Source organism: Ralstonia chuxiongensis, from assembly GCF_024158925.1.
Lineage (GTDB): Bacteria > Pseudomonadota > Gammaproteobacteria > Burkholderiales > Burkholderiaceae > Ralstonia > Ralstonia chuxiongensis.
Window position 1 is genome coordinate 341,425 of the sequence record NZ_JAMYWC010000004.1, and the last position, 26,296, is coordinate 367,720.

Sequence of the window (26,296 nt, forward strand, 5' to 3'; positions counted from 1 at the left end):
CTAGTTGGTGAAGTATTCAAGCGTCCAATAATACTGGAGCCGGTTAATGCGCACATCCTGGGCGATGCCGGCCACCGTCTGCAGCAGCGTCGGATCATCGGGAAAGTTCTTCAGCACATCGTGCTCGCTGCCGTCGCGCAGGGGGCGGCGCTGCCACGTGTTGCCATGTTCGTCGTTGTAGGCGATGGGCGTGCTTGAGCCGAACACATACTGGTTATCGAACCACAGGACACGCACGCCGGGCCCGAGCGCGCGGTGCAGCCCTTCGACGTGCTGGCGCAAGTCCTGAAGCGGCACATGCGACCACCAGCAACCTGCCGTCATCACGTCAAATGTTGCCGGCGCAAACGGCAGCGCGTCATTGTCGGCGCGCACAAACGACGCTGCGGGGATGCCCTTGCCGCTCGCGATGCGCAGCACGGTGTCGTTGAAATCCGCGCCGACGATGCTGCGCGCGTCCGTCATCGCCTCGGTCCAGAAACCGGTGCCGCATGCCAGATCCAGCACCCGCGCACCGCGCGTCAGATCGCGCACACGCGCCTTCAACCACGCCAGATCGCCCTGCCGTTCCGGCTTTGCATAGATGCGCTCGTATTCGGGGGCACGCTTGGCGTAGTAGTCGAGCATGGCGGCGGCTTACTCTTTGAAACGCGACGTAATCGGATATCGCCAGTCGCGCCCGAACGCCCGCTGCGTCACGCGGATGCCCACTGGCGCCTGACGCCGCTTGTACTCGTTGATCTTGATGAGGCGCACGATCTTCTGCACGTCGGCCTCGGCAAACCCCGCAGCGATGATGTCGGCCACCGGCTGGTTCTGCTCCATGTAGCGCTGCACGACGGCGTCGAGTGCATCGTATTCGGGCAGGCTGTCTTGGTCGGTCTGGTTCTCGCGCAGCTCGGCCGACGGCGCACGGGTCAGGATGCGCTCCGGAATCACTTCCGACAACGTATTGCGATAGCGGCACAGCCGGTAGACCAGCGTCTTGAAGATGTCCTTGATGACGGCAAAACCACCGGCCATGTCACCGTACAACGTGCAGTAGCCGACCGCCATTTCGCTCTTGTTGCCGGTCGTCAGCACGATGCGGCCGCTCTTGTTGGACAGCGCCATCAGCAGCGTGCCGCGAATGCGCGCCTGGATGTTCTCTTCCGTCGCATCTTCGGGCAGCCCGCGGAACTCCTCCGCCAGCGCGCCCTTGAAGGCGTCGAACATCGGGCTGATGGCGATTTCGTCGTACTGCACGCCCAGGCGGGCCGCCATGTCGCGCGCATCCACCCACGAGATATCTGCCGTGTAACGCGAGGGCATCATCACCGCGCGCACGCGATCCGCGCCCAGCGCATCGACGGCAATCGCCAGCACCAAAGCGGAATCGACGCCGCCCGACAAGCCGATGATCGCGCCCGGGAAGCCGTTCTTGCCGAGGTAATCGCGCACGCCCAGCTTGAGCGCCTCGTACACCTGGGCTTCAAGCGAAGGCTCCGGCACGATCGTGCCCGGCAGCGCGCGTCCGCCATCGAACTGCGCGTAGCCGACGCCCTCCACAAACTGCCCCATCCTCACGACGACGTTGCCTTCGGCATCGAGCACGAACGAGCCGCCATCGAAGACGAGCTCATCCTGCCCGCCGACCAGGTTCGCATACACATGCGGCAAGCCCGATTCCTTCACGCGGTCACCGATGATCCGCTCGCGCAGGTCTTCCTTGTCGAGGTGATACGGCGAGGCGTTTGGGATCAGCACCACCTGCGCGCCGGCGGCCTTGGCATAGGCCGTGGCTGTGGCATACCAGGCGTCTTCGCAGATGATGATGCCGAAGCGCGTGCCGTCCACTTCGAACACAAAGGGCTCGGTGCCGGGCTGGAAGTAGCGCTTCTCGTCAAAAACCTCGTTATTGGGCAGTTCCAGCTTGTTGTACCGGCCGACCACGCGGCCGTCCGCGGCCACTGTGGCGCTGTTCGTGGGCTTGGGCAACAGGCCGGGCGCCGGGGCTTCCAGCGAGAGTTGCGGGTGCCCGATCAGCACGTGCAAACCGGGGAAGACCGCCAGCTCGGCGATCAGCGCATCGAGCGCGCGCGCGCTGGCATCGATAAAGGCCGGGCGCAGCAACAGATCTTCGGGCGGATAGCCGGTGAGCGACAGTTCCGGCGTGAGCAGAATGCGCGCACCAGCCTGGTGCGCTTCGCGCGCGGCGGCGACGATGCGGGCAGCATTGCCGGCGAAATCGCCGACGGTGCAGTTGATCTGGGCGAGAGCGACAGAGACGGTCATGGGGGCAATGTGGATTGCAAGCGCGGCATTCGAAGCTGGAATTAGAATCGGCGGCATGACCTCTCGCCCCCTTTTTCCCGAGCCCCAAGCGCACGCTGGTTCGCGGCACGAATTGACCAATTATCGCATGCGACTTGTGACCGATCTGCGCGACATCGGCCGCGAGGCGTGGGACGCCCTGCTCGCCCTGCAGCCCGAGGCGACGCCCTTCCTGCGTTTCGATTTCCTGCACGCCCTGCATGAGAGCGGCAGCGCATCGCCTGACACCGGCTGGTCGCCGCAATACCTGACGCTGTGGGAAGACGGCCCCGATGGCGAAGTGCTCGCTGCGGCCGTACCGCTGTATGTGAAGGGCCACTCCTATGGCGAGTACGTCTTCGACTGGGCGTGGGCCAATGCATACGCGCAGCATGGGCTGGAGTACTACCCGAAATGGCTGTCGGCCGTGCCGTTTACGCCGGTACAGGGTGCGCGGTTGCTGGCGCGGGATGCGGCTGCGCGCGCGGCGCTGCTCGACACGTTGCTGGCGGTTGCGCGGCAGAGCGAGTTGTCATCGCTGCATGTGCTCTTTCCTACCGCCAGCGAGGCCGAGCAAATGCGTGCGGCAGGCATGCTGCTGCGGCAAGGGGTGCAGTTCCATTGGTGCAATCCGGGCTTTGCCAGCTTCGACGACTTTCTGGCCGCGCTGGAGCAGAAGAAGCGCAAGAATATCCGCGCCGAACGCCGCCGCGTGCACGACGCGGGCATTACGTTCCGCCACGTGCCTGGCGCAGCGGCGACAGACGTTGACTGGCGCTTCTTCCACCGCTGCTATCGCACCACCTACCGCGAGCATCACTCGTCGCCGTATCTGAACCTAGAGTTCTTCCGCCAGATCGGCCAGACGATGCCGGAAAACCTCCTGCTGGTGATCGCCTCGCGCGAAGGCAACGATATCGCCAGCGCGCTGCTGGTCATCGACACGCGGTCCGAAGCGTCCGTCATGTACGGCCGCTACTGGGGCGCGATCGAGCACCACCCTTGCCTGCACTTCGAGACGGCGTATTACCAGCCGCTGACGTACTGCATCACGCACGGCATCCGCACGTTCGAAGGTGGCGCGCAAGGCGAGCACAAGATGGCGCGCGGCTTCGAGCCCGTTGCGACGCTGTCGGCACACTGGCTCGCACACCCGGCATTTGCCGATGCAGTGAGCAGGTTCCTCGACCGCGAAACGGCCGGTATGGAAGCGTATCTCGACGAACTGACGGACCGCTCGCCGTTCAGGCAACGATCAGAATCGGATTAGCCAGGGGAAAACAGCGGAGGCGGGAAAGACAGCGTCCGCACGAACGGCGGACGCGGAGGTGAAACTTAGGGCGCGGCAGGCTTCTGGTGAGCGATCACGCAGTGTGCAGTGCTTGAATCCACCGCCACAGGGGCCGATGCGACGGCACGCTCGCCAGCGTGGGCAGCGTCCGGCGGACCAACCAGCAGCGCCCACACAGTGAATGCGGCCATGGCCACAGCGGAAAGCACGGGAACGACAACGGTCTTGTTCAACATCGCAGTACCAAGGGTTGGAGTCAAACTTGACGGGGAGTCTAGAGGGGCCGTTTCCGGTGGGCAAATGAGCGTTTCTTAAATCTCTGTGTAGCAGAACTACCGGGCGGTAAGTATGCGAAATTCGTGAAAAATATCACAGAACACATACTGCAGCTCTGTCCCGGGTGCAAATGGCGACCGGACGCGAGTCGACAAATCTCCGCGTGCTGCGCTGATGACCGCTTCGCAAAGAAAAAATCCCGGCGCTCCATCCGGAGGCCGGGATTTGTCAGACATGCCGTACGGCAAAATCCTGAAATCGCTTACTTCTTATAGTTGGCAACGCCGTCGGCGATTTCCTTGTGGGCTTCTTCAATGCCGCCCCAGCCTTCGACCTTGACCCACTTGCCGGCTTCCAGCGCCTTGTAGTGCTCAAAGAAGTGCTTGATCTGGTCCAGCAGGTTTTGGCCGATGTCCGACAGGTCGGTCATGTGGGCCGTGGCCGGGCTCAGCTTGTTGACAGGCACGGCAACCAGCTTGGCATCCACGCCGGACTCGTCCGTCATCTTGAGCATGCCCAGGGCACGGCAGCGCACCACGCAACCGTGGATGAGCGGGAACGGCGTGACGACCAACACGTCGACCGGGTCACCGTCGCCCGAAAGCGTCTGCGGGATGAAGCCGTAGTTAGCCGGGTAGCGCATGCCGGTACCAACGAAGCGGTCCACGAACAGCAGGCCGGTTTCCTTGTCGGCTTCGTACTTGACCGGGTCGCTTTGCGCCGGGATCTCGATGATGACGTTGAAGTCGTTGGGGATGTCCTTGCCCGGCGAGACGTTGTTGAAGCTCATGGAAATGCTCCGGAATGCGCGAAGTGCGTAAAAACGCGACGCAAATGGTTAGAAAGAAGCGTGAAAAACTGTCGGCGGGCATTATAGCTCCTGACACCCGGCCGCTTCCCCTGACAACGCCGCGCCCGTGCGAAAATCGTGCGTTGCCGATCTTTTGCAGGAACCCCCCATGCATGCCCAGCACTTCATCGCCAACCGTCTGATGTCGCCCGATTCGGGCATGCGCATCAAGGTGTTCGATCCGTCCGACGGCCAATCCTTTGCCGAGATTGCGCGCGGCAACGCCACCGACATCAGCGTGGCCGTGCATGCGGCGCGGCGTGCGTTCGAGGGCGTCTGGGGCCAGTTGGCACCCGCCGAGCGCGGCCGCTTGCTCATGCGCGTGGCCCTGCGCCTGGCCGATCACGAAGAAGAGCTGGCCCGCCTGGAAGCCCGCGACACCGGCAAGCCCATGCGCCAGGCGCGCGCCGACGCCCGCGCCGTGGCCCGCTACTTCGAGTTCTACGCCGGTGCGGCCGACAAGCTGCACGGGCAAACCATCCCCTACCCGGCCGATACCACCGTGCTGACCGTGCGCGAGCCTCATGGCGTAACGGCGCACATCATCCCGTGGAACTACCCGATGCAGATCTTCGGGCGCAGCGTGGGCGCTGCATTGGCGGCAGGCAACGCGTGCGTGGTCAAGCCGGCGGAAGACGCGTGCCTGTCGATCCTGCGCGTGGCCGAGCTGGCCGCCGAGGCGGGCCTGCCCGATGGCGCACTCAACATCGTGACCGGCTATGGCCACGAAGCAGGTGCGGCACTGGCGGCGCATCCCGGGATCAATCATGTGTCGTTCACAGGGTCACCGGAAACGGGCAAAGCCGTTGTGCGAGCGGCCGCGGAAAACCACGTGCCCGTGACGCTGGAACTTGGCGGCAAATCTCCGCAGATCGTGTTTGCCGACGCCGATCTGGAAGCGGCTATTCCAGCCGTGGTGAACGGCATCATCCAGAACGCCGGGCAGACGTGCTCTGCCGGCAGCCGTGTACTGATCGAGCGCAGCGTTTACGAGGCGATGCTGGATCGATTGGCCATGGTGTTTGAATCCATTAGGGTCGGCCCCTCGTCACTGGACCTGGATTGCGGCCCGCTCATCAACCCCAAGCAGCAGCAGCGCGTATGGGATTTCGTCTCGGATGCGCAGCACGCCAACATTCCGGTGATGGCGCAGGGCCAGGTAGTGCCCGAGGCGCCCGAGACCGGCTACTACCAGGCGCCGATGCTGCTGCGCGATGTGCCGCACACGCACCGCCTCGCACAGCAGGAAGTGTTCGGCCCGCTGCTGGCCGCCATGCCGTTCGATACCGAAGCCGAAGCGCTGGCCCTGGCCAACGGCACACCGTACGGCCTGGTGGCCGGCGTGTGGACGAACGACGGTGGCCGCCAGATGCGCCTCGCACGCAAACTCAGGGCGGGCCAGGTCTTCATCAACAACTACGGCGCCGGCGGCGGCGTTGAACTGCCCTTCGGCGGAACGGGCCAATCGGGCCACGGGCGCGAAAAGGGCTTTGAAGCGCTCTACGGCTTCACCACACTCAAGACCATCGCCATTCGTCACGGTTAAGGCGCAACGCAACATCCACCCACAACACGAGGAGACACCATGCGGCTTGCCGGCAAAATCGCCATCGTCACAGGCGCAGGTTCGGGTTTTGGAGAGGGCATCGCCAACACCTTTGCCCGCGAAGGTGCGCGCGTCGTCGTCAATGACTTGAATGCGGAGGCCGGCGAACGCGTGGCCAGCGCTATTCGCGTGGCCGGCGGCGATGCGCATTTCGTGCAGGCCGACGTGTCCAATGGTGACTCCGTCGCCAAGCTGCTGGGCGCCACGCTGGCGCGCTATGGCGATCTGCACATCGTCGTGAACAACGCCGGCACCACGCATAAGAACAAGCCGCTGTTGCAGATCACCGAAGATGAGTTCGACCGCGTGATGGCCGTCAACGTGAAGAGCATTTACTGGACCGCACATCACATCGTCCCGCACTTCCGCGAGCGCGGCGGCGGCGTGTTCGTCAACGTGGCGTCCACTGCGGGCATCCGGCCACGGCCGGGGCTCGTCTGGTACAACGCCAGCAAGGGCGCCGTCATCACGGCAAGCAAGGCGATGGCGGCGGAGCTTGGCCCCGACAAGATCCGCGTGAACTGCGTGAACCCGGTGATGGGCGCCACGGGCCTCATCGAGCAGTTCATGGGCGTACCCGACACCCCCGAGAACCGCGCGCGCTTCCTGGCGACGATCCCGATGGGGCGGCTTTCCACGCCGCAGGATGTGGCCAACGCATGCCTGTATCTGGCGTCGGACGAAGCGGAGTTCATTACCGGCACGTGTTTGGAAGTGGACGGCGGGCGCTGCGTATAAACCCTGCCGGCGGGCGCCTTGGCGCATTCGCCCGAGAAGCGCAGAATGCTGTGGCGGTTTTCCAGGCCGAGGTCGGTAACGAGGAGCACTCGGCCTGAACTCACAATAACTCTGGAGACCCGATGGCCATCACCACCCCACCCACCTCACCGGTCGGCGGCACAGGCACGTTGCCGCCCCAGTCCACAAGCGCATTTGAAGAAGCCACTTACCGCAAGGTGACGTGGCGCCTCGTTCCATTCCTGCTGCTGTGCTACGTGGTCGCGTATCTCGATCGCGTCAACGTGGGCTTTGCCAAGCTGCAGATGCTCAACGACCTCAAGTTCAGCGAGACCATCTACGGCCTTGGCGCGGGCATCTTCTTCATCGGCTACTTCCTTTTTGAAGTGCCGAGCAACGTGGTCCTCCATCGCGTAGGCGCGCGCATCTGGATTGCGCGGATCATGATTTCGTGGGGCATCATCTCGGCGGCCATGATGTTCGTGACCACGCCGGCCATGTTCTACGTGATGCGCTTTCTGCTGGGCCTGGCAGAAGCCGGCTTCTTCCCGGGCATCATCCTGTACCTCACGTACTGGTATCCGGCGCAGCGGCGCGGGCGCACTACCACCTTCTTCATGACGGCGATTGCGCTGTCGGGCGTGATCGGGGGCCCCATCTCGGGTTGGGCGATGAAGGCGTTTGGCGGCGTCTACGGCCTGGCCGGCTGGCAGTGGATGTTCCTGATCGAAGGCATCCCCTCGATCATCGTCGGCATCTTCGTGCTGGCCTATCTGGACGATCGCATCAGCCACGCGAAGTGGCTGACGGACGAAGAGAAAGACCTGCTCGCCCGCAACATCGCCGCCGAAGACGCCGAGAAGGAAGACCCGCCCATCCGCACCGTCATGGCCAGCCCGCGCGTGTGGCTGATGAGCCTGATCTACTTCACCTTCGTGATGGGCCTGTATGGCGTCAGCTTCTGGCTGCCGACACTGATCAAGCAGACCGGTGTGGCCGATCCGTTCTCGGTGGGCTTGCTGACGGCGATTCCGTACGGCGCGGCGGTCGTCGCCATGGTCTTGGTAGCCCGCAGCGCCGACCGCCTGCGTGAGCGCCGCTGGCACATCGCGATTCCCGCGGTGGTGGGGGCAATCGGGCTCGTGCTGTCGGCCGTGTGGCACACCGACACCACGCTGGCCATGGCCGCCCTCACACTCGGCACCATGGGCATCCTGACCACGTTGCCACTGTTCTGGAGCCTGCCGACTGCGTTCCTGGCCGGCACGGGCGCCGCCGCTGGCATTGCGCTCATCAATTCGCTGGGCAACCTTGCGGGCTTCCTGAGCCCATACGCCGTCGGCTGGCTGAAAGACGCCACGCAGAGCACCGATTCGGGCATGTACATGCTGGCCGCGTCGATGGTGCTGGGTGCGATCCTCACGCTTTCCGTCCCGGCACGGATGGTGAACAAATAGGCGCCGTCACCAGCAAGAAAAAAGGCCGGGGTCATCCCGGCCTTTTTCATTTCACGGCAAGCAATGCGCTTTGCCGGTAGTGGCGCTGCGCGTCTTCCATGCGCTCCGTCTGCTCGAACATCTGTGCAAGCGCCAGATGCGCATGGGCGCGTAGGTTGCCGGAGTGATCCGCATCGGCATACTTCAATGCCGACTCCAGGTTCGACTGCGCCTTGCCCCAGAGCTGCTCCTTGAAGCACAGCATGCCGAGCGTGTAGAACAGGTCGGCATCCACCGGATGCTGGGCGAGCCATTTCTCGGCTTGCTGGATCAGCGGCAGCGCCTTGCCCGGCACTGCGCAATCGGCGTAGCGGCGGATCAGGCGGCTATCCCAATGCGTCTTCAGGCCATCTTCAACAATGCGCTTGGCGTCATCGGTGCGGCCAAGCTGCGCGAAATACAGCGCCGCCTGTGAGGCAATGCGCGGCGAGCGGCGTTCTTCCGTGGTCAGTTCGCGCCAGAAGCTGTTCAGCGCATCGGCATCGTGGCGGCGCTCGGCCAGCAGCGTTTCGCACGCCATCTGCTTGAGACGCGCGGCCAGCACGGAATGGATGGCGTTGCGCTTTTCCAGGGCGCGCGTGAGGCGCAGCACCTCGCTCCAGTTCTTCAAATGCTGATGCGCGCGCAGGGCAATGCGTTGCGCCTGAATCTGCCGAGAGCCCTGCGATTGCAGTTGCGCGATCTTCTCCAGCGCACCTTCCGCATCGCGTGCGTCGACCAGCAATTCGGCCATCGACACAAGCTTCGCCTGCTCACGATCGGGCGACGACACTTCGGCCATCCAGGCGTCGCGGCGCTCGGTCTCCTGCATGCGGTGTGCGGCACGGGCGCCGATCAGCGCGGCCGTCTCGCGCTGCGGCTCCCAGGCCTGGGCTTCGCGTGCCTGGCGTTCCGCATGGCCGAAGCGGCCGGCAAACAAGCTCTCCATTGCTTCGCGCAACGCGGCCGATGCCTTCAGGATGCGGTTGCGCTCGCGATACGCGGCAGCACGCGCCGGCATGCCGGCCACATGGTGGAAAAGGCGCATCACAAGATGCAGCACCACGAACGTCGCCAGCAACGCAGCCAGCACGAAATTGAGCGACATCTCGACCCGGTACGGCGGGTAGAACAGCACGACGTTGCTCAAGTTGAGTTCAGTGAACAACGCCAGCCCAACGGCGGCGGCAAACAGGAGCGCGACCCAGAATACCCAGCGCATGCTCACTCCTTGCCCGAACCGCGCACGGCGGCAAGGCTGTCAGCCAGCGTCGGCACCTGCAGCGTGCCGGCCGTCGCGCGCACCTGCGACAGTTGATTCTGCACCGTGGTCACGCGCGAAGACTGCGTATCGAAGTAGCGCGCGAGCAGCGTATCGGCACGCCCCAGGTCGGCACGGAACACAGCGTCATTACGCGAGAGCAACGCCAGGCGCGCATTCATCAGGCGCAGCTTGAGGTTTTCGCGCAGGAACCACGCTTGGTCGGAAGAGAGCAGCAGTGCCTCGGTCTGATCGACGCGGCGCACCTGTACGATTTGGCCCAATTCGCCGCGCACGTCGTTCCACAGGCGGCCCCACCAGGCGCGCACGCCCGCCGACCATCCAGCGTTTGGCGGCGTGGATGCAACCGGCGCCGACGCGGCCGCAGCACGCGCCTTGGCATTCTTCGTGGGTTTCACGGCAGCATGCGGCGCCTGTGCAGCCTGTTCCGTCTCGAGCGGCTGGGCCGACGAGATGAGCGGCAGCGTGTCTACAGCGTTGATGGCGTCATCCAACCGCAGTGCCGCACCCGCCAGATCAAACGACGGCATCGCCTTGAGCTTGGCCACGTCGCGCGATACCGCCCGGCGCACGGCGTTGAATTGTGGCTTGTCGAGCGTGGCGAGGCGCGCGTCGACCGTTTGCAGCGCAGCCAGTGCACCGGCGACATTGCCGGTCAGTTGCAGTTGCTCGGCGGTGACCTCCAGCGAACGCTGGATCTCGGCGCGCTGCCAGTCATCGCGATTGCGCAGAAGGTCTTGGTTGGCCTGCTCCAGCGCGGCTTGGCGATCGCGCGTTTCAGCGGTGCGGGCATCCAGCGCGCCGAATTTCTGTTGCAGCTGGGAAACCGAATCCTGGTCCGCACGTGACAGCACGCGCATCTCCTGCGCCAGCGCTTCGTTCGTCTGGGCGTGCTGACGGATCTCGCGTGCCAGACGCTCATTGCGCACCTGCAGCGCGGCCACGGCCGCCACGACCGCAACCAGCGCCACCCAGATCAGCCAACCGCCACGGCGCGGCGCATGGTTGACCGTCATGGTGGGCGCAAACGCAGCCGGCGGAGCAGCAGGCGCAGGCACTGGGCTCGGCTTGGCTTCCGCAGATGCGGGCGCTGGTGTCGAAGCAGGGGCAGAAGCGGGAGCCGCCGAGGGAACGGGAGTCTGCGTCACAGTGGAAGAAGAAGTAGACGGGTTTGATTCAGCTGACGCCTTTGCCGGGGCTTGCTCGGGTGCCGATACTGGCCCGGCCCACGCGAGCACGCTGGCGAGGAGCCGGTCGTCGCCGGCGCCGGTGAGCGTCACGTCGCGAAAGCCCAGCGATTTGGCCTGTTCGACGATGCGGGCGTGCGAAGCAAAGCATGGCGCGCCGTGCAGCGTATCCAGATCGGCGGGCAACAGATTGGCACGGGCCAGTTCATCGAGATTGCGGACGGCCTCGGAGCTGGTGAGCGTCCAGGCGTGGCGGGCCGAAAGCACGGCACGCAAGGCGAGCCACGCCGCGGCATCGGGCACCGGCACGCTGCGGCGATAGGCTTCCACCGTACGGACCGATGCGCCGGCTTCGCGCAGTTGATCGGCCAGCCATTCGCGGCCGCCATTGCCGCGCACGATCAGAACTTCACGGCCGCTCAACGCGGGCACATCCAGCCGCGCGTACAGCGCTTCGGAATCCTGACGAGCGTCGTCGGCATGCGTGTCGGGCTTGATCACACGGTGCGCGGGCGGCGCAACGCCGTGCTGGGCAAGCGCCAGTGCGCTCGCGGGGCCCACCACCGCCACAGGCACTTCCTGCGGCCAGCGGAAACCTTCCGGCATGGCGGCAAATGCCTGCTGCACGGCGTTAGGGCTGACGAACACGACCAGCGCATAGCGCGAGGGATCGCCCAGCGCGGCACGCAAGTCGTCGAGATTGGGTGTCGGCGCAATGTCGAGCAGCGGAAACTGATGCGTGCGCAGGCCGTGGCGCTCAAGCGCCGCCACCAGCATGGGCGCCTGCGCGCGCGGACGCGTGACCACCACCACGGGCGGGGTTGCCGGTTGAACAGGCGGCGTGCTGGATGCGGGCGACGATGGTGACAAGCGCAGTGGCAAGTGGTCGTCCATGGCGAGCCGTGGAAGTTAGGTAGCGGGTGAGGCGTCGGCGCCCAGCATGGCAAGGATGTCGCGTGCGCCACCGGCCAGCATCTGCTGGGCGACGCGCACGCCAAGTGCGTCCGCTTCGGCCAGCGTGGATGGCGTGGTTTCGCCATCCGCGGCAAGTTTGCGGGTACCGTCCTGCGAAGCGACAAAGGCGCGCAGGCGCAGCGCGCCGGCATCCGACCACTGCGCAAACGAGGCCAGCGGCACTTGGCACGAACCGCCGAGAATGCGCGAAACCGCGCGTTCGGCAGTCACAGCCAGCGCTGTGGGCTCATCGTGCAGCGGCGCAAGACACGCTCGCACGTCTGCGCGATCGGCGCGAATCTCGATGCCGAGCGCGCCCTGCCCTGCTGCTGGCAGCGATTCTTCCGGCGCGATGGTCGAGCGGATGCGATCAGCCAGCCCCAGGCGCTTGAGCCCGGCAGCGGCCAGGATGATGGCAGCGTAGTCGCCACGATCAAGCTTGCCGAGGCGCGTATCGAGGTTGCCCCGCAGCGGCTGGATGACCAGATGCGGGAAGCGCGCCCGCAGCGAAGCCTCGCGGCGCAGACTGGACGTGCCCACGACGGCGCCTGCCGGCAGCGAGGCCAGATCGGCGTAGTCGTTGGAAACAAAGGCATCGCGCGGGTCTTCGCGTTCGAGGATGGCCGACAGCGCAAAGCCTTCGGGCAATTCCATCGGCACATCCTTGAGCGAATGCACGGCGAGATCGGCGCGCCCCTCGGCCAGCGCGACTTCCAGTTCCTTAACAAACAAACCTTTGCCCCCCACCTTCGCGAGGGAGCGGTCGAGAATCTGGTCGCCGCGCGTGGTCATTCCAAGGATGGACACGTCGCACGCGGGATAGTATTTTTGCAATGCAGCACGCACGTGTTCGGCTTGCCAGAGGGCAAGCCGGCTTTCGCGCGAGGCAATGACCAGCTTGGTCGGCGCCTGGGCTGCAGGAGTCGTTGCAAGCTGGGATTGACGGGAAGTCGGGCGGGCGTTGGAAGACATGCGGCAATGGTAGCACGCAGCTTTTTCGCGACAGTCCGGCTATCACGTTGAAGTGATGCAGAAAAGAGGGCCGTTCAGGCACCTTACCTACCCAACCTAGGAGACACCATGACGCAGCCCGCCGCGCGCCGCGCTTCCTCGCGCGCGACCACCGCCCGCAAGCCTTCCGCCGCCCCCGCCAAGACCAGCAAGGCCCCGAAGGCCATCAAGGCTGCCAAGCCCGCCTCCAAACCGGTGACCAAGGCCAATGGTGCGGACGAAGCCAACGGCGCATCACTCGGCCCCACTTCCCGACGCTCGTCGGGCAGCGCCGCGGCCAAGGATCAGCCGCTGAAGGAAGACATCCGCTTCCTCGGGCGCCTGCTGGGCGACGTGCTGCGTGACCAGGAAGGCGGCACCGTCTTCGAAACGGTTGAAACCATCCGGCAGACTGCCGTGCGCTTTCGCCGCGACGGCGACCGCCAGGCCGAGCAGGATCTCGACCGGCTGCTGAAAACCCTCTCGCGCGACCAAACCACGTCGGTGGTGCGCGCCTTCAGCTATTTCTCGCACCTGGCGAACATCGCTGAAGACCAGCACCACAATCGCCGCCGCCGCGTGCATGCGCTGGCCGGATCGCCGCCGCAGCCGGGCAGCCTGATGCGCGCGCTGCTGTCGGCCGCGGATGAAGGGCTGTCGGGCGACGTGCTGCGCCGATTCTTCGAAACCGCGCTGATCGTGCCGGTGCTGACCGCCCACCCGACGGAGGTGCAGCGCAAGAGCACGCTCGACGCACAACGCGAAATCGCCCGCTTGCTGGCTGAACGCGATGCACCGCTCACCACGCGCGAGCGCGAGCGCAACACCGCGCTGCTGCGCGCCCATGTCACCAAGCTGTGGCAAACGCGCATGCTGCGCACCACGCGCCTGATGGTGGCTGACGAGATCGAGAACGCGCTGTCGTATTACAAAACGACCTTCCTGCGCGAAATTCCAGCGCTGTATCGCGAACTGGAAGAAGACATTGCGACCGCGTTCCCGCGTCGCGGCGCACGCGGCGAACCGGCACCGCTGCCGCCCTTCTTCCAGATGGGCTCGTGGATCGGCGGCGACCGCGACGGCAACCCCTTCGTCACGGCAACGACATTGCGCGACGCTGCACGGAAGCAGGCGAGCGTGATCCTCGCGTGGTACCTGGAGGAGATCCACGCGCTGGGTGCGGAGCTGTCGATGTCGACGTCGCTGGTGGATGTGAGCACAGAGCTGCAAGCGTTGGCCGAGCGCTCGCCCGACCATTCCGAACACCGCGTGGACGAGCCGTACCGCCGTGCGCTGATTGGCGTCTATGCGCGCCTGGCTGCCACGTGCCATGAGCTGACAGGCGAAGACGCAGGCCGCCACGCCGTCGGCCCCGCCCCGGCTTACAACAACGCAGAAGAACTGCGCGCCGACATCCAGATCGTGATCGACTCCTTGGCGGCGCACCACGGCGAAGTGCTGGCCGATGCGCGACTGGCATCGCTGGCGCGCGCGATTGATGTGTTCGGCTTCCACCTGTCATCGATCGACCTGCGTCAGGTATCGGACGTGCACGAAGCGACCGTCGCCGAGCTGCTGAAGGTTGCGGGTGTGGAAGGCGCCTATGCGGCGCTATCCGAGGCCGACAAACGCACGCTGCTGCTGCGCGAGCTGCAACAGCCGCGCGTGCTGACGCTGCCGTTCCACGCATACAGCGAGCAGACCACGTCGGAGATCGACATCTTCCGCGCCGCCCGGGAAGTGCGTGCCCGCTACGGCAATCGCATCGTGCGCAACTACATCATTTCGCACACCGAGACGCTGTCCGACCTGCTGGAAGTGATGCTGCTGCAGAAGGAAGCCGGCATGTTCCGCACGGGCGCCAATGGCAGCGGCAGCGCCGCGCTGGACGTGATGGTGATCCCGCTGTTCGAAACCATTGAGGACTTGCGCAACGCGCCGGAAATCATGGGCGACCTGCTTGCCCTGCCCGGCTTCGATGCCGTGCTGGCGGCGCAGGGCAACGAGCAGGAAGTGATGCTCGGCTATTCGGATTCCAACAAGGACGGCGGTTTCCTCACCTCCAACTGGGAGCTGTACAAGGCCGAGCTGGCGCTGGTGGAGCTGTTCGAGCGCAAGGGCGTGCGCCTGCGCCTGTTCCACGGCCGCGGCGGCACGGTGGGCCGAGGGGGTGGTCCGACCTATCAGGCCATCCTGTCGCAGCCGCCGGGCACGGTGAACGGGCAGATCCGCCTGACCGAGCAGGGCGAAATCATCTCCAGCAAGTTCGCCAATCCTGAGATCGGCCGGCGCAACCTGGAAACCATCGTCGCGGCCACGCTGGAAGCGACGCTGCTGCCTACGCGCAACCGGCCAAAGGGCCTGGAAGATTTCGAAGCCGCCATGCAGGCGCTATCGGACAACGCCTTTGCCGCGTACCGCAATCTCGTCTACGAAACCCCGGGCTTCAAGGATTACTTCTTCGCCACCACGCCGATCACCGAGATTGCCGACCTGAACCTCGGTTCACGCCCGGCCTCGCGCAAGCTGATGGACAAGAAACACCGCCGCATTGAAGACCTGCGTGCGATTCCGTGGGGCTTCTCGTGGGGCCAATGCCGTCTGCTGCTGCCGGGCTGGTTCGGCTTTGGCAGCGCGGTGCAGCGCTGGCTCGATGACGCTGGCAACGCCAAGGCCCGCGCCGCGCGCCTGGCCACGCTCAAGCGCATGCACAAGCAGTGGCCGTTCTTTGCGAACCTGCTCTCGAACATGGACATGGTGCTGTCCAAGGCCGATCTGAACGTGGCGTCGCGCTACGCGCAGTTGTGCGATGACCGCAAACTGCGTAACGCGGTGTTCTCGCGCATCTCGGCGGAATTCACGTTGACCGAGCAGACGCTGGCAGCCATCACGGGGCGGTCGGAGCGCCTGGCCGACAATCCGCTGCTGGCGCGTTCCATCAAGAACCGCTTCCCGTATCTCGATCCGCTGAATCACTTGCAGGTCGAACTGCTCAAGCGCTTCCGCTCGGGCAAGGCCGGCAGTGACGATGCGCGCGTGCGACGCGGCATCCACCTGTCGATCAACGGGATTGCGGCTGGCCTTCGCAATAGCGGCTGATCAGGCAGCCAGCGCGGTGGCGGCCGGGCGACGGCTGATCCACGCCATCGCCATCGCGCCGGCGTACGACAGTGTCATCAGGCCAAACACCAGCGGCGAGGCATGCGCCAGACCGGGCACCACCGTGACGACCGCGCCCGCCGCTGCCACGCCCAACAAACTGCCGGTCTGCCGCGCAGCGTTGAGCAAGCCCGACGCCGTGCCGGCCAGCTCGCCCGGCGCCGCAGACAGAATGGTCGACGTCATGGGCGCGATCGCCAGCGCGGTGCCGCCGCCGTAAGCCATCATCGTTGCACTCACCACCCAGATGTGCACCTGCCCGGTCAGCGCAGCCGACGTGGCGAGCAAACCCGCAGCGCCGATCAAGAGACCACTCAGCATCATCGTCGGCGTAGAAAAACGCGCCATCAGCTTGCCCGCGAAGATGTTGCCCGCCGACAGGCTCACCGCCATTGGCAGCATGACCAGGCCCGTCTGGCGTGCGCTCAGGTGTTCGACATTCTGCAAATGCAGGCTCAGCACGAACAACGCACCGTAATAGCCGAAATTCAGCAGAAACCCCACGCCGTTGACCGCGCCCAGCGTGCGATGCCCCAGCCAGGCCAGCGGCACCAGCGGCGCACGCGCCCGGCGTTCGGCCAAGACGAACAGCGCCCCGGCCACCACCGTCAACAGCGCGGTACCCCACACCCACGGCGATAGCGCGCCGCGCACCGGCCATTCAATCGCGGCAAAACACAGCGCCGCGAGCATCACGGCGCTCGTCACCTGCCCCGCCCAGTCGAACGGCTTGGCGCGTGCAGGCTGCACGTGGCGCACGATCACCCACGTACCCAGCATGCCGACCACGCCCAGCGGCACGTTGATCAGGAAGGCACTGCGCCAGCCATAGGTGTCGACCAGCACGCCACCCAGCGCCGGGCCCACGGCCGCGGCAGTTGCGACGATGGCGCCCCACAGGCCAATGGCCCAGGCGCGCTCGCGCGGGTCTTCAAACGTGCTGCGAATGAGCGATAGCGAACTCGGCAGAAACATCGCCGCGCCCACGCCCTGCAGGGTGCGCGCGGCAATCAGCGTGGTCACTGAAGGCGCCAGCCCACAGCCGGCCGAGGCCACGATGAACACCGCCATCCCCGCCATGAACACGGTGCGCGCGCCAATGCGGTCACTCAGCAAACCGCCTGTGAGGATGAAGGCGGCAAAGGCCAGCGTGTAGGCATCAACAATCCAGGCAAGTTCTGCGACGCTGCTGTGCAGGCTGTCGCGCATGGCGATGAGCGCCACGTTGACCACGGTCGTATCGAGCACCGCCATGAACACGCCCGACGTGAGAATGCCCAGCGTGGCGTTGCGGCGCCATCGGCTGAGATCGGGTTGCAAGTTACCCCGGGGCGTGGCAGCAATGGTGTGGGCGTTGCATGAAGACATGGCAGAACCGTTTGGCAATTTCATGCAGCCCAGTGTAGGCTGGAGAACGCATGCAAAAAAGCAGTGTTTTTGCATTGCATCGCTGCAAATTTGCATCACTCATCTACGAATATTCGGAGCCCGATGTGAACTGGGACAACGGACGCTTCTTCCTGGCCGTGGCGCGCACCTGCACGCTCCGCGGCGCGGCCCAGCGCCTGGGCGTGGATCAGGCCACGGTGGGCCGCCGCATCGCCGCGCTGGAAGACGAGCTATCGGCCAAGCTCTTCTTGCGCACGTCGACCGCGCTGGTGCTCACGCCCGCAGGCGAAGCGCTGATCGGCCCGGCCGAAGCGATGGAGCAGGCGGCACACACCATCGAGCGCCGCGTTGCCGGCATCGACGACCAACTCGCCGGCACGATCCGTGTGGCCACGACCGACACCATGGCGGCCACCTTTGTCATGCCGGCCATCGCGCAGCTGCGGCAGCGGCATCCGGGCATCGACGTCGTCTGCATGGCGTCCAAGAGCATTGCCAACCTGACCAAGCGCGAAGCCGACGTGGCCGTGCGCACGGTGCGGCCGGATTCACCAGACCTCATCGCGCGGCGCATCGGCCAAATGGAAACCGGTATCTATGCGAGCCAGAGCTACGTCGCAGCGCGCGGTGAGCCGGAAGAAGGGACGGCCTTTGCGGGGCACGACCTGGTGGTCTATCCGCGCAATGAAGTGCCGTGGATGTGGGAAGACCTCTGCGGCGAGCCCATCACGCGCGGGCGCGTCGTCTTGCAGAGCAACTCGGCGCTGGCGCTATTAGAGGCGGTGGCCGCAGGCATTGGGATCACTGAGCTGGTGTGCCGCCGCGCGCAAGCGTATCCGCAACTGGTGCGCTTGCTGCTAAACCGCCGGAGCATGCAGGACGTCTGGCTCGTCACGCACGCCGATCTGCACAAGACCGCACGCGTGCGGGCCTTGCTCGATTGCATCGTCGAAGCATTCGACGCGCACAAAAAAACCGCCACACCGTAACGAGCAGCCGGTGTGGCGGCCCAACAAACCTTTTAGCTGATGAACGCCACCGGCACCGGGTCTTCACCCAGCACCGAGAGCAGCACCGCCCAATGCATTGTCTCGTCGCCCAGAATGCTGGCGGCGGCCTTGGTCAGGTCGCGCGTGTAGAAATTCGGCATCACACCCAGATAAGCCGAGGCAGCGCCCTTCTCCAGCCCGGCGGCAAAACGCAGCACGTCGGCCTGCGTCTTGAGCTGGCTAACCGGGAAGTTGTATTCCGCCACCTTCTTTTCCATGACCGGCGTACCACCCAGCTTGGACACCGTTCCCGCCAGCACCGCCGCGTGTGCCTTGTGGTGGCCCTGGAACTTCACGGCCGTCGCCAGCACGGGTTTTTGCAACAGGCCGCTTTCCGCGCCCACCTGATATGCGGCGATGGCTTGGTACTCCAGCCCCAGCGCCACGTTCAAAATGTTGACGTCGTCTTTCACGCTGCCTGATTGGGCCTGGGCCCAGGCCGGCATCGACTGCCCCAGCGACACCGCCGCCAGCGAGCCCAGCGCCATCAGCCCCGGTGCGCGCAGCAGCACGCGGCGGCGCGCGTCGATGCGCGGGCTGTCACTTTCCAACTGATCCATCTCTTTAGTTGTGTCCATCGTCGGTCTCCTTCCAGATGTGGGGAAAAGTGCGACCCGTGCGGTGCGTGATGCGAATCGCGGGCGTTTGTTCAGCGCCTGATCGCTTATACGAAGGGCGCATCCAATTGGATGCAAATACCTCAGCACCTTTCACGTGAATTCCCCCCACAACCGCGGTTTCTACCTACACTTTGGGCAGAACCGTCCACAAAAAGCTGCCCACGTGCTCACCTTCCAGCGCACCGCCGACGACCACGCCGCGCAAGACGCCGATCCGCCGACGGCGGCCGCGGCAGCTCGCCCCCAAAGCGCCGACGCGGAAGAGCTGGCGGCGTTGCTGCAGCGCATCGGCCTAGGTGACCGCGACGCCCTACGCACGCTATATACGCGCTGCGCACCGAAACTGTTTGGGCTCGCGCTGCGTATCTTGGTCAGGAAGGACTGGGCCGAGGACGTCTTGCAAGAAAGTTTCGTCAACATCTGGCGCCATGCCGGTGATTACCGCCCCCACATGGCCGCCCCCATGACGTGGATGAGCACCATCGTGCGCAACCGCGCACTCGATTGTCTGCGCCGGCAACATGCCGAACGTGTGCAGGAATCCGTGCCGCTGGATGACACCTACGCCGATGTCCTGGCCGACCACGCCCCTGGCCCCGCCGACCTCGCGCTGGCCGGCCAGCAAGCCCGCGCGCTGGCCGAATGCCTCAAGCGCCTGGACCCGAAGCAGCGCGAAGTCATATCGCTCGCCTATCTGCGAGACCTGTCGCACAGCGAGCTGGCGCAAGCGTTGTCACTGCCGCTGGGCACTGTCAAATCCTGGATGCGGCGCGGATTGGACCGCCTGCGCGAATGCCTCGGAGCACCCTGATGGACCCGCGCCGCCACCCCGATCTCGTTGACAAGCTGGCCGCTGAATATGCGGTCGGCACATTGCGCGCCGGTGCACGCCGCCGGTTCGAGCAGATCATTCGCCACGACGACGCCGTGCGCGCCACGGTCGAACGCTGGCAACGCTATCTGGCCGACCTGCCCGCGCTCCAGCCAGCCACGGCGCCGCTGCCGGAAATTCTCTGCCGGGTTGAAGTGCAACTCGGCTGGCGCGAGCCGGCGCCGCCGCGGCAAGCCCTCTGGCAACGGCTCTGGCAAGGCACGGGTTTCTGGCGCGGCGCCACCGCAGCCGCGGCGGTGATCGCGGCGGTGGCGATCGGGCTGAACCTGCGACTGGCGCAGCAATTGCGCGAGGCGCCTGTCGCCAACGCTGTGGCCGTGCTGCAGGATGCGAAGGCCCAGGCGGCCGTCCTCGTCACCTGGGATGCGCGCACCGGCACGCTATCGCTCAAGCGGCTGGATGCAACGCCGCTCAACACTGAACAGGCTTTGCAGCTCTGGGCGCTGCCGCCCGGCGGGCATCCTCAGTCACTTGGGGTAATCGGGCACCAGCGCGCCGTGCGGCTGACAGTGGCGCAGCCGTTGCGGCAGGTGCCAGCCCTGGCCATCAGCGTGGAGCCGCGTGGCGGCTCGCCCAACCCGGAGGGCCCGACCGGGCCGGTCGTCTTCAAGGGCGCGCTGATCGACAACACGCTGTAGCCAGGCTCTGGCGCGGGGGCTGAAAGGCCCTGCGGGCGATATAATCGCGGTTTCCTGAATTTGCGGCTGGCGCTCTCGCCGGCCGCGCTCCTCCAGCTGTCCGCCCATGACCTCCCAACTCGCCAAGAAGGCCGAAGCGTGGTCCGCCCGCTTTAACGAGCCGGTGTCCGATCTCGTCAAGCGCTATACCGCGTCGGTGTTCTTCGACAAGCGCCTCGCACTGTTCGATATCCAGGGCTCGCTCGCGCACGCAGCCATGCTTGCCAAGCAGGGCATCATTGCCGAGGCCGATCGCGCCGCCATCGAAAAGGGTATGGCGCAGATCCGCCAGGAGATCGAAGCCGGCACGTTCGAGTGGAAGCTTGACCTGGAAGACGTTCACCTGAACATCGAAGCGCGCCTGACCGCCATGGCGGGCGACGCCGGCAAACGCCTCCACACGGGCCGCTCGCGCAACGATCAGGTCGCCACCGACATCCGCCTGTGGCTGCGCAGCGAGATCGACAACATCGTCGGGCTGCTCAAGGCCTTGCGCAGCGCGTTGCTGGACTTGGCCGAACAGCACACCAACACCATCGTCCCGGGCTTCACGCACTTGCAGGTCGCGCAACCGGTGGTGTTCGGCCATCACCTGCTGGCCTACGTCGAGATGTTCACCCGCGACACCGAGCGCATGCTGGACGCCCGCAAGCGCGTCAATCGCCTGCCACTGGGCGCCGCGGCGCTTGCCGGCACGAGCTACCCGATCGACCGCGAATTCGTCGCGCAGCAACTGGGCTTTGACGGCGTGTGCCGCAACTCGCTGGATGCCGTGTCCGACCGCGACTTCGCCATCGAATTCTGCGCCGCTGCCGCCCTGATCATGACGCACGTCTCGCGCCTCTCTGAAGAGCTGGTGCTGTGGATGAGCCCGCGTGTGGGCTTTATCGACATTGCGGACCGCTTCTGCACCGGCAGCTCGATCATGCCGCAAAAGAAAAACCCCGACGTGCCCGAACTGGCGCGCGGTAAGACCGGCCGCGTCAACGGCCACCTGATCGGCCTGCTCACGCTGATGAAGGGTCAACCGCTGGCGTACAACAAAGACAATCAGGAAGACAAGGAACCGCTGTTCGACACCGTGGATACCGTGGTCGACACGCTGCGCATCTTTGCCGACATGGTGCCGGGCATCACCGTCAAGGCCGACGCCATGCGTGCAGCTGCGCTGCAAGGCTACGCCACCGCCACGGATCTGGCCGACTACCTGGTCAAGCGTGGCCTGCCCTTCCGCGATGCACACGAAGCCGTGGCCCACGCCGTGCGCGCTTGCGACGACCTGCGCTGTGATCTGGCAGACCTGTCCGTCGCACAACTGCGTGACATCTGCGGCCTGGGCGACAAGTCCGACCTCATTAGCGACGATGTGCACGCCGTGCTGACGCTGGAAGGCTCGGTCGCCTCGCGCAACCATATCGGTGGAACGGCGCCGGAGCAGGTGAAGCAAGCCATTGCGTTTGCACGCGCGGCGCTGGCTGAATAATCGGCCGCACGCTCCAAGCAAAAACGCCGCGCTGACTCAGCGCGGCGTTTTTGTTTTGCGCAGCTGAAACTCAGCGCACGCAGTCGACGAAATACCCCATCTTGCCGTCGACTTCCTCCTCGACCAGACCATGAATGTCGGTCTCGAAGCCCGGGAACAGCTTGTTGAACTGGCGTGCGAATTGCAGATACTGCACGATCGTCTTGTTGAAGCGTTCGCCAGGAATCAGCAGCGGAATGCCCGGGGGATACGGGGTCAGCAGGATGGCGGTGATGCGGCCTTCCAGGTCGTCGATTGCCACGCGCTCGGTTTCACGGTGGGCCATCTTGGCCCAGGCGTCCGACGGCTTCATCGCCGGTTCCATATTCGACAGGTACATCTCCGTCGTCACGCGAGCCACGTCGTTGGCCTGGTAGACGCTGTGGATGCTGTCGCACAGCTCACGCAGTCCGATGCGTTCGTACTGCGGGAACTGGCGCACGAACTCCGGCAACACGCGCCACAGCGGCTGGTTGTTGTCGTAATCGTCCTTGAACTGCTGCAGCTCGGTCACCATCGAGTTCCAGCGGCCCTTGGTGATGCCGATGGTGAACATGATGAAGAACGAGTACAAACCCGTCTTCTCGACGATGATGCCGTGCTCAGCCAGGTAACGCGTCACGATGGCGGCCGGGATGCCCGAGTCGCTGAACTTGCCGTCGACGTCCAGGCCCGGGGTGATGATGGTGGCCTTGATCGGGTCGAGCAGGTTGAAGTCTTCAGCCAGGTTGCCAAAGCCGTGCCAGCGCTCGTTGGCCTTCAGCATCCACGCTTCGCGGTCTTCGATGCCTTCGTCGGACAGGTCGTTCGGGCCCCAGACCTTGAACCACCAGTCGTCGCCACGTCCACTACCGCCATTCGTGCCGACGTATTCCTGCTCCACCTTGCGCATGGCGCGGCGGAAGTCCAGCGCTTCGGCAATGCTTTCCTCCACCAGCGCGGTGCCGCCCGGCGCCTCCATCATCGCCGCAGCCACGTCGCACGAAGCGATGATCGAATATTGCGGGCTCGTCGACGTGTGCATCAGATACGCCTCATTGAAGCGGTACGTATCGAGCTTGCGCGTTTCGGAATCCTGCACGAGGATCTGCGAGGCCTGCGACAGGCCGGCCAGCAGCTTGTGCGTACTCTGCGTGGCAAACACCAGCGCGTCCTTGCTGCGCGGGCGGCTGTGACCAATCGCGTGCATGTCCTCGTAGAACGGGTGGAACGACGCGTGCGGCAGCCACGCTTCATCAAAGTGCAGCGTGTCGATTTCGGTCGACAGCATGTTCTTGATCATCTCGGCGTTGTACAGCACGCCGTCGTACGTGCCCTGCGTGATGGTCAGGATGCGCGGCTTCTTGTTCTTGGCCTGGCTGGCGAACGGGTGATCAGCGATCTTCTTGGCGATCGTTTCGGGCTCGAACTCGCTCTTCGGGATCGGGCCGATGATGCCGAAATGGTTGCGCGTCGGCATCAGGAACACGGGGATCGCGCCCGTCATCATGATCGCGTGCAGGATCGACTTGTGGCAGTTGCGGTCCACCACCACGATGTCGCCGGGCGCCACGTTGGCGTGCCACACCATCTTGTTCGATGTCGACGTGCCATTGGTCACGAAGAACATGTGGTCCGAGCCGAAGATGCGCGCGGCGTTACGCTCAGACGCGGCCACCGGGCCCGTGTGGTCGAGCAGCTGGCCGAGCTCTTCCACAGCGTTGCAGACGTCGGCGCGCAGCATGTTTTCGCCGAAGAACTGGTGGAACACCTGCCCCACCGGGCTCTTCAGGAACGCCACGCCGCCCGAGTGCCCCGGGCAATGCCACGAATACGAGCTGTCCTGCGCGTAGTCGATCAGCGCCTTGAAGAACGGCGGCGGCAGTGAATCCAGGTAGTTGCGTGCTTCACGGATAATGTGCCGGGCCACGAACTCGGGCGTGTCCTCGAACATGTGAATGAAGCCGTGCAACTCGCGCAGCACGTCGTTCGGCAGATGGCGCGAGGTGCGCGTTTCGCCGTACAGAAAGATCGGAATGTCAGCGTTGCGGCGACGCACTTCGGCCACGAAGGCGCGCAGATTTTCAACTGCTTCCGGCTCAGGCTTGTCGCTGTCCGGGTTGATGAATTCATCGTCGTCGATCGAGACGATGAAGGTGGACGCGCGGCTCGACTGTTGAGCGAACGAGGTCAGGTCACCATAGCTGGTGAGGCCAGTCACCTCCATCCCCTCCTGCTCGATGGCTTGGGCCAGCGCGCGAATGCCCGACCCGGAGATGTTCTCGGAGCGGAAGTCCTCGTCAATGATGATGACGGGAAAGCGGAATTTCATCGTGGTTCCTTATGGATGAAGCTAAAGGCACCGCTCCGGATACGCCTGAACGCGCGGAAACGGACTACAAAAACTAGGTCTTGGGCAGCGTCACACCGTGCTGGCCCTGATACTTGCCACCACGATCCTTGTACGAGGTTTCGCATTCCTCGTCGCTCTCGAAGAACAGCACCTGCGCGCAGCCTTCGCCGGCGTAGATCTTGGCGGGCAGCGGCGTGGTGTTGGAGAACTCCAGCGTCACGTAGCCTTCCCACTCCGGCTCGAACGGCGTGACGTTCACGATGATCCCGCAGCGCGCGTACGTGCTCTTGCCCAGACACACGGTCAGCACGGTGCGCGGGATGCGGAAATACTCCATCGTGCGGGCCAGCGCGAACGAGTTCGGCGGGATGATGCACACATCGCCCTTGAAATCGACAAACGACTTCTCGTCGAAGTTCTTCGGATCGACGATGGTGCTGTTGATGTTGGTGAAGATCTTGAATTCGTCGGCGCAGCGGATGTCGTAGCCGTAGCTCGAGGTGCCGTAGGAAACGATGCGGCGGCCGTCGGATTCGCGCACTTGACCGGGCTCAAACGGCTCGATCATGCCGTGCTGCTCGGCCATGCGGCGGATCCACTTGTCGGATTTGATGCTCATGGAGCGTCCAGATACCTTGGATGAACAAATGGGGGCAGGCTTCGCGGTGCGAAAACTGTCCCCATTTGGTCACGCCGGCAGGCCGGCCCGCGGCTGGGGCCGGTTTGGAACGCGGATTGTACTCCCAAACCTGTGACGGAAAACCCCGTGGCGGCCGATGGCTTGCGCTGGCCTTATCCGAACAAACGCTGGCAAATCAGCGGCCGGATTCAGCCGGCTGGGGCAGCTCCCCGCGCGGCCCGACCGTGCCGGCCACGTCCGGCTCGGCCACAAAACGGTCGCGCCCCGTGTAGAGCAGAAAGTGCCGCCCAGTGCACCGCGCAAACAGCGTCAGGTTGACCCGCTGCGCCATCTGGTGACCCATCTGCGTGACGCCCGAGCGCGACAGCAGGAACGGAATGCCCATCTGCGCGCCCTTGATCACCATCTCGGAGGTCAGGCGGCCGGTGGTGTAGAAGATCTTGCCGCCGCCCTCCATGCCCTCAAGCCACATGAGGCCAGCGATGGCATCCACGGCATTGTGGCGGCCCACGTCTTCGATGAAGTGCAGCAGCCCGCCGTGCGCATCGAACAGCGCGCAGCCATGCACCGACCCCGCTTGCTTGTAGATCGACTGCTGCAGGCGAATGGTGTCGACCACGCGATACAGCGTGGTTTGTGTCATGCGCGCGTCGGGCGGCAGATGGATGGCGTCGATCTCGTCCATCAGCGAGCCGAACACGGTGCCCTGCCCGCAGCCAGTGGTTACGGTGCGGCGGGCGGTCTTTTCATCCAGGTCCGCGATGCCGCCGCGCGTGGTGACGGCAGCGGATTCGGTTTCCCAGTCGACCTGGATGGAGGCGATGTCATCGATGCTGCTGACCAGGCGCTGGTTACGCAGATAGCCGAGTACGAGCGCTTCGGGCGCGCCGCCCAGCGTCATCAGGGTGACCAGTTCGCGCTTGTCGAGGTAGACGGTGAGCGGGCGTTCACCGGGAATGTAGACACTGCGTGCGCGGCCCAACTCGTCGAGCACTTCAACCTCGTCGAGCAGTGGAACGGAAGCGTTGGTCAGTTCAGGGCGCAGCGGCATCAATGTCTTCGTTCAAATAAAAAT

General features: G+C 64.8%; 21 protein-coding genes. 9 read left to right on the top strand and 12 right to left on the bottom strand.

Translation table 11 applies throughout. The features are described 5' to 3' along the window. Both NKG59_RS15000 and NKG59_RS15005 read right to left on the bottom strand, forming a co-directional pair. Positions 1-627 (bottom strand): class I SAM-dependent methyltransferase, encoded by a 627-nt coding sequence (locus NKG59_RS15000; protein ID WP_253538205.1) that lies wholly within the window; start codon positions 625-627, stop codon positions 1-3. Between the two features lie 9 nt (positions 628-636). Continuing rightward, the gene (locus tag NKG59_RS15005; RefSeq protein WP_253538207.1) at positions 637-2,274 is read right to left on the bottom strand and encodes an NAD+ synthase; all 1,638 of its coding nucleotides are present in this window, start codon (positions 2,272-2,274) and stop codon (positions 637-639) included. Between the two features lie 55 nt (positions 2,275-2,329). On the opposite strand from NKG59_RS15005, the gene NKG59_RS15010 reads away from it, so the two are divergent. After that, a complete protein-coding gene (locus NKG59_RS15010; protein ID WP_253538209.1) occupies positions 2,330-3,562 on the top strand; it encodes a GNAT family N-acetyltransferase in 1,233 nt (410 codons plus the stop codon). 65 nt (positions 3,563-3,627) lie between these two features. On the opposite strand, the gene NKG59_RS15015 is transcribed toward NKG59_RS15010, so the two are convergent. Both NKG59_RS15015 and ppa read right to left on the bottom strand, forming a co-directional pair. After that, a complete protein-coding gene (locus tag NKG59_RS15015; protein WP_045205983.1) occupies positions 3,628-3,819 on the bottom strand; it encodes a hypothetical protein in 192 nt (63 codons plus the stop codon). A 302-nt stretch (positions 3,820-4,121) separates the two neighbouring features. Beyond that, the gene (gene ppa / locus NKG59_RS15020) at positions 4,122-4,649 is read right to left on the bottom strand and encodes an inorganic diphosphatase (RefSeq protein WP_024975070.1); all 528 of its coding nucleotides are present in this window, start codon (positions 4,647-4,649) and stop codon (positions 4,122-4,124) included. A 169-nt stretch (positions 4,650-4,818) separates the two neighbouring features. On the opposite strand from ppa, the gene NKG59_RS15025 reads away from it, so the two are divergent. From NKG59_RS15025 to NKG59_RS15035, 3 genes are all read left to right on the top strand, one after another. Further along, positions 4,819-6,255, top strand: a complete 1,437-nt coding sequence (locus NKG59_RS15025; RefSeq protein WP_253538213.1) for an aldehyde dehydrogenase family protein — start codon at positions 4,819-4,821, stop codon at positions 6,253-6,255. Positions 6,256-6,294: 39 nt separating this feature from the next. After that, the gene (locus tag NKG59_RS15030) at positions 6,295-7,053 is read left to right on the top strand and encodes an SDR family oxidoreductase (RefSeq protein WP_027680820.1); all 759 of its coding nucleotides are present in this window, start codon (positions 6,295-6,297) and stop codon (positions 7,051-7,053) included. 122 nt (positions 7,054-7,175) lie between these two features. After that, positions 7,176-8,510, top strand: a complete 1,335-nt coding sequence (locus NKG59_RS15035; protein ID WP_253538217.1) for an MFS transporter — start codon at positions 7,176-7,178, stop codon at positions 8,508-8,510. A 46-nt stretch (positions 8,511-8,556) separates the two neighbouring features. Here NKG59_RS15035 and NKG59_RS15040 read toward each other — a convergent pair whose 3' ends face one another. The 3 genes from NKG59_RS15040 to hemC are packed head-to-tail and all read right to left on the bottom strand — an operon-like array spanning position 8,557 to position 12,923. After that, the gene (locus tag NKG59_RS15040; protein ID WP_253538218.1) at positions 8,557-9,750 is read right to left on the bottom strand and encodes a heme biosynthesis protein HemY; all 1,194 of its coding nucleotides are present in this window, start codon (positions 9,748-9,750) and stop codon (positions 8,557-8,559) included. A gap of 2 nt (positions 9,751-9,752) precedes the next feature. Then, positions 9,753-11,891, bottom strand: coding sequence for a fused uroporphyrinogen-III synthase HemD/membrane protein HemX (gene hemDX / locus NKG59_RS15045; protein WP_253538221.1), 2,139 nt, complete (start codon positions 11,889-11,891; stop codon positions 9,753-9,755). Between the two features lie 15 nt (positions 11,892-11,906). Continuing rightward, on the bottom strand, positions 11,907-12,923 hold the full coding sequence (gene hemC, locus NKG59_RS15050) for a hydroxymethylbilane synthase (protein WP_045205978.1): 1,017 nt from the start codon (positions 12,921-12,923) through the stop codon (positions 11,907-11,909). Positions 12,924-13,031: 108 nt separating this feature from the next. Between hemC and ppc the strand changes: the two genes are divergently transcribed. Beyond that, positions 13,032-16,040 carry a phosphoenolpyruvate carboxylase gene (gene ppc, locus NKG59_RS15055; protein ID WP_253538225.1) on the top strand — a complete coding sequence of 1,003 codons (3,009 nt, stop codon included), beginning with the start codon at positions 13,032-13,034 and terminating at the stop codon, positions 16,038-16,040. Here the strand turns inward: ppc and NKG59_RS15060 are convergent, their stop codons facing one another. Further along, positions 16,041-17,468 carry an MFS transporter gene (locus NKG59_RS15060; protein WP_253538228.1) on the bottom strand — a complete coding sequence of 476 codons (1,428 nt, stop codon included), beginning with the start codon at positions 17,466-17,468 and terminating at the stop codon, positions 16,041-16,043. A gap of 125 nt (positions 17,469-17,593) precedes the next feature. On the opposite strand from NKG59_RS15060, the gene NKG59_RS15065 reads away from it, so the two are divergent. Then, entirely contained in the window at positions 17,594-18,478 is an 885-nt protein-coding gene (locus NKG59_RS15065) for a LysR family transcriptional regulator (RefSeq protein WP_253539102.1), read from the top strand. Between the two features lie 32 nt (positions 18,479-18,510). Here the strand turns inward: NKG59_RS15065 and NKG59_RS15070 are convergent, their stop codons facing one another. Then, positions 18,511-19,116, bottom strand: coding sequence for a ferritin-like domain-containing protein (locus NKG59_RS15070; RefSeq protein WP_253538230.1), 606 nt, complete (start codon positions 19,114-19,116; stop codon positions 18,511-18,513). 205 nt (positions 19,117-19,321) lie between these two features. Between NKG59_RS15070 and NKG59_RS15075 the strand changes: the two genes are divergently transcribed. The 3 genes from NKG59_RS15075 to argH all read left to right on the top strand — a co-directional run bounded on the left by NKG59_RS15075 (position 19,322) and on the right by argH (position 22,210). Further along, positions 19,322-19,969: an RNA polymerase sigma factor gene (locus NKG59_RS15075; RefSeq protein ID WP_253538248.1), complete on the top strand. Its 648-nt coding sequence runs from the start codon at positions 19,322-19,324 to the stop codon at positions 19,967-19,969. Continuing rightward, complete coding sequence (locus tag NKG59_RS15080) at positions 19,969-20,688, top strand: anti-sigma factor (protein ID WP_253538251.1); 720 nt, start codon at positions 19,969-19,971, stop codon at positions 20,686-20,688. The genes NKG59_RS15075 and NKG59_RS15080 overlap by 1 nt, the downstream gene beginning before the upstream one ends. 106 nt (positions 20,689-20,794) lie before the next feature. Further along, positions 20,795-22,210, top strand: a complete 1,416-nt coding sequence (gene argH, locus NKG59_RS15085) for an argininosuccinate lyase (RefSeq protein WP_253538255.1) — start codon at positions 20,795-20,797, stop codon at positions 22,208-22,210. Between the two features lie 70 nt (positions 22,211-22,280). Here argH and NKG59_RS15090 read toward each other — a convergent pair whose 3' ends face one another. From NKG59_RS15090 to NKG59_RS15100, 3 genes are all read right to left on the bottom strand, one after another. Then, positions 22,281-24,560 (bottom strand): arginine/lysine/ornithine decarboxylase, encoded by a 2,280-nt coding sequence (locus tag NKG59_RS15090; RefSeq protein ID WP_045205971.1) that lies wholly within the window; start codon positions 24,558-24,560, stop codon positions 22,281-22,283. Between the two features lie 73 nt (positions 24,561-24,633). Beyond that, on the bottom strand, positions 24,634-25,200 hold the full coding sequence (dcd, locus tag NKG59_RS15095; protein WP_004632155.1) for a dCTP deaminase: 567 nt from the start codon (positions 25,198-25,200) through the stop codon (positions 24,634-24,636). A 196-nt stretch (positions 25,201-25,396) separates the two neighbouring features. Then, a complete protein-coding gene (locus NKG59_RS15100) occupies positions 25,397-26,272 on the bottom strand; it encodes a formate dehydrogenase accessory sulfurtransferase FdhD (protein WP_253538257.1) in 876 nt (291 codons plus the stop codon). Between the last annotated feature and the right edge of the window lie 24 nt (positions 26,273-26,296).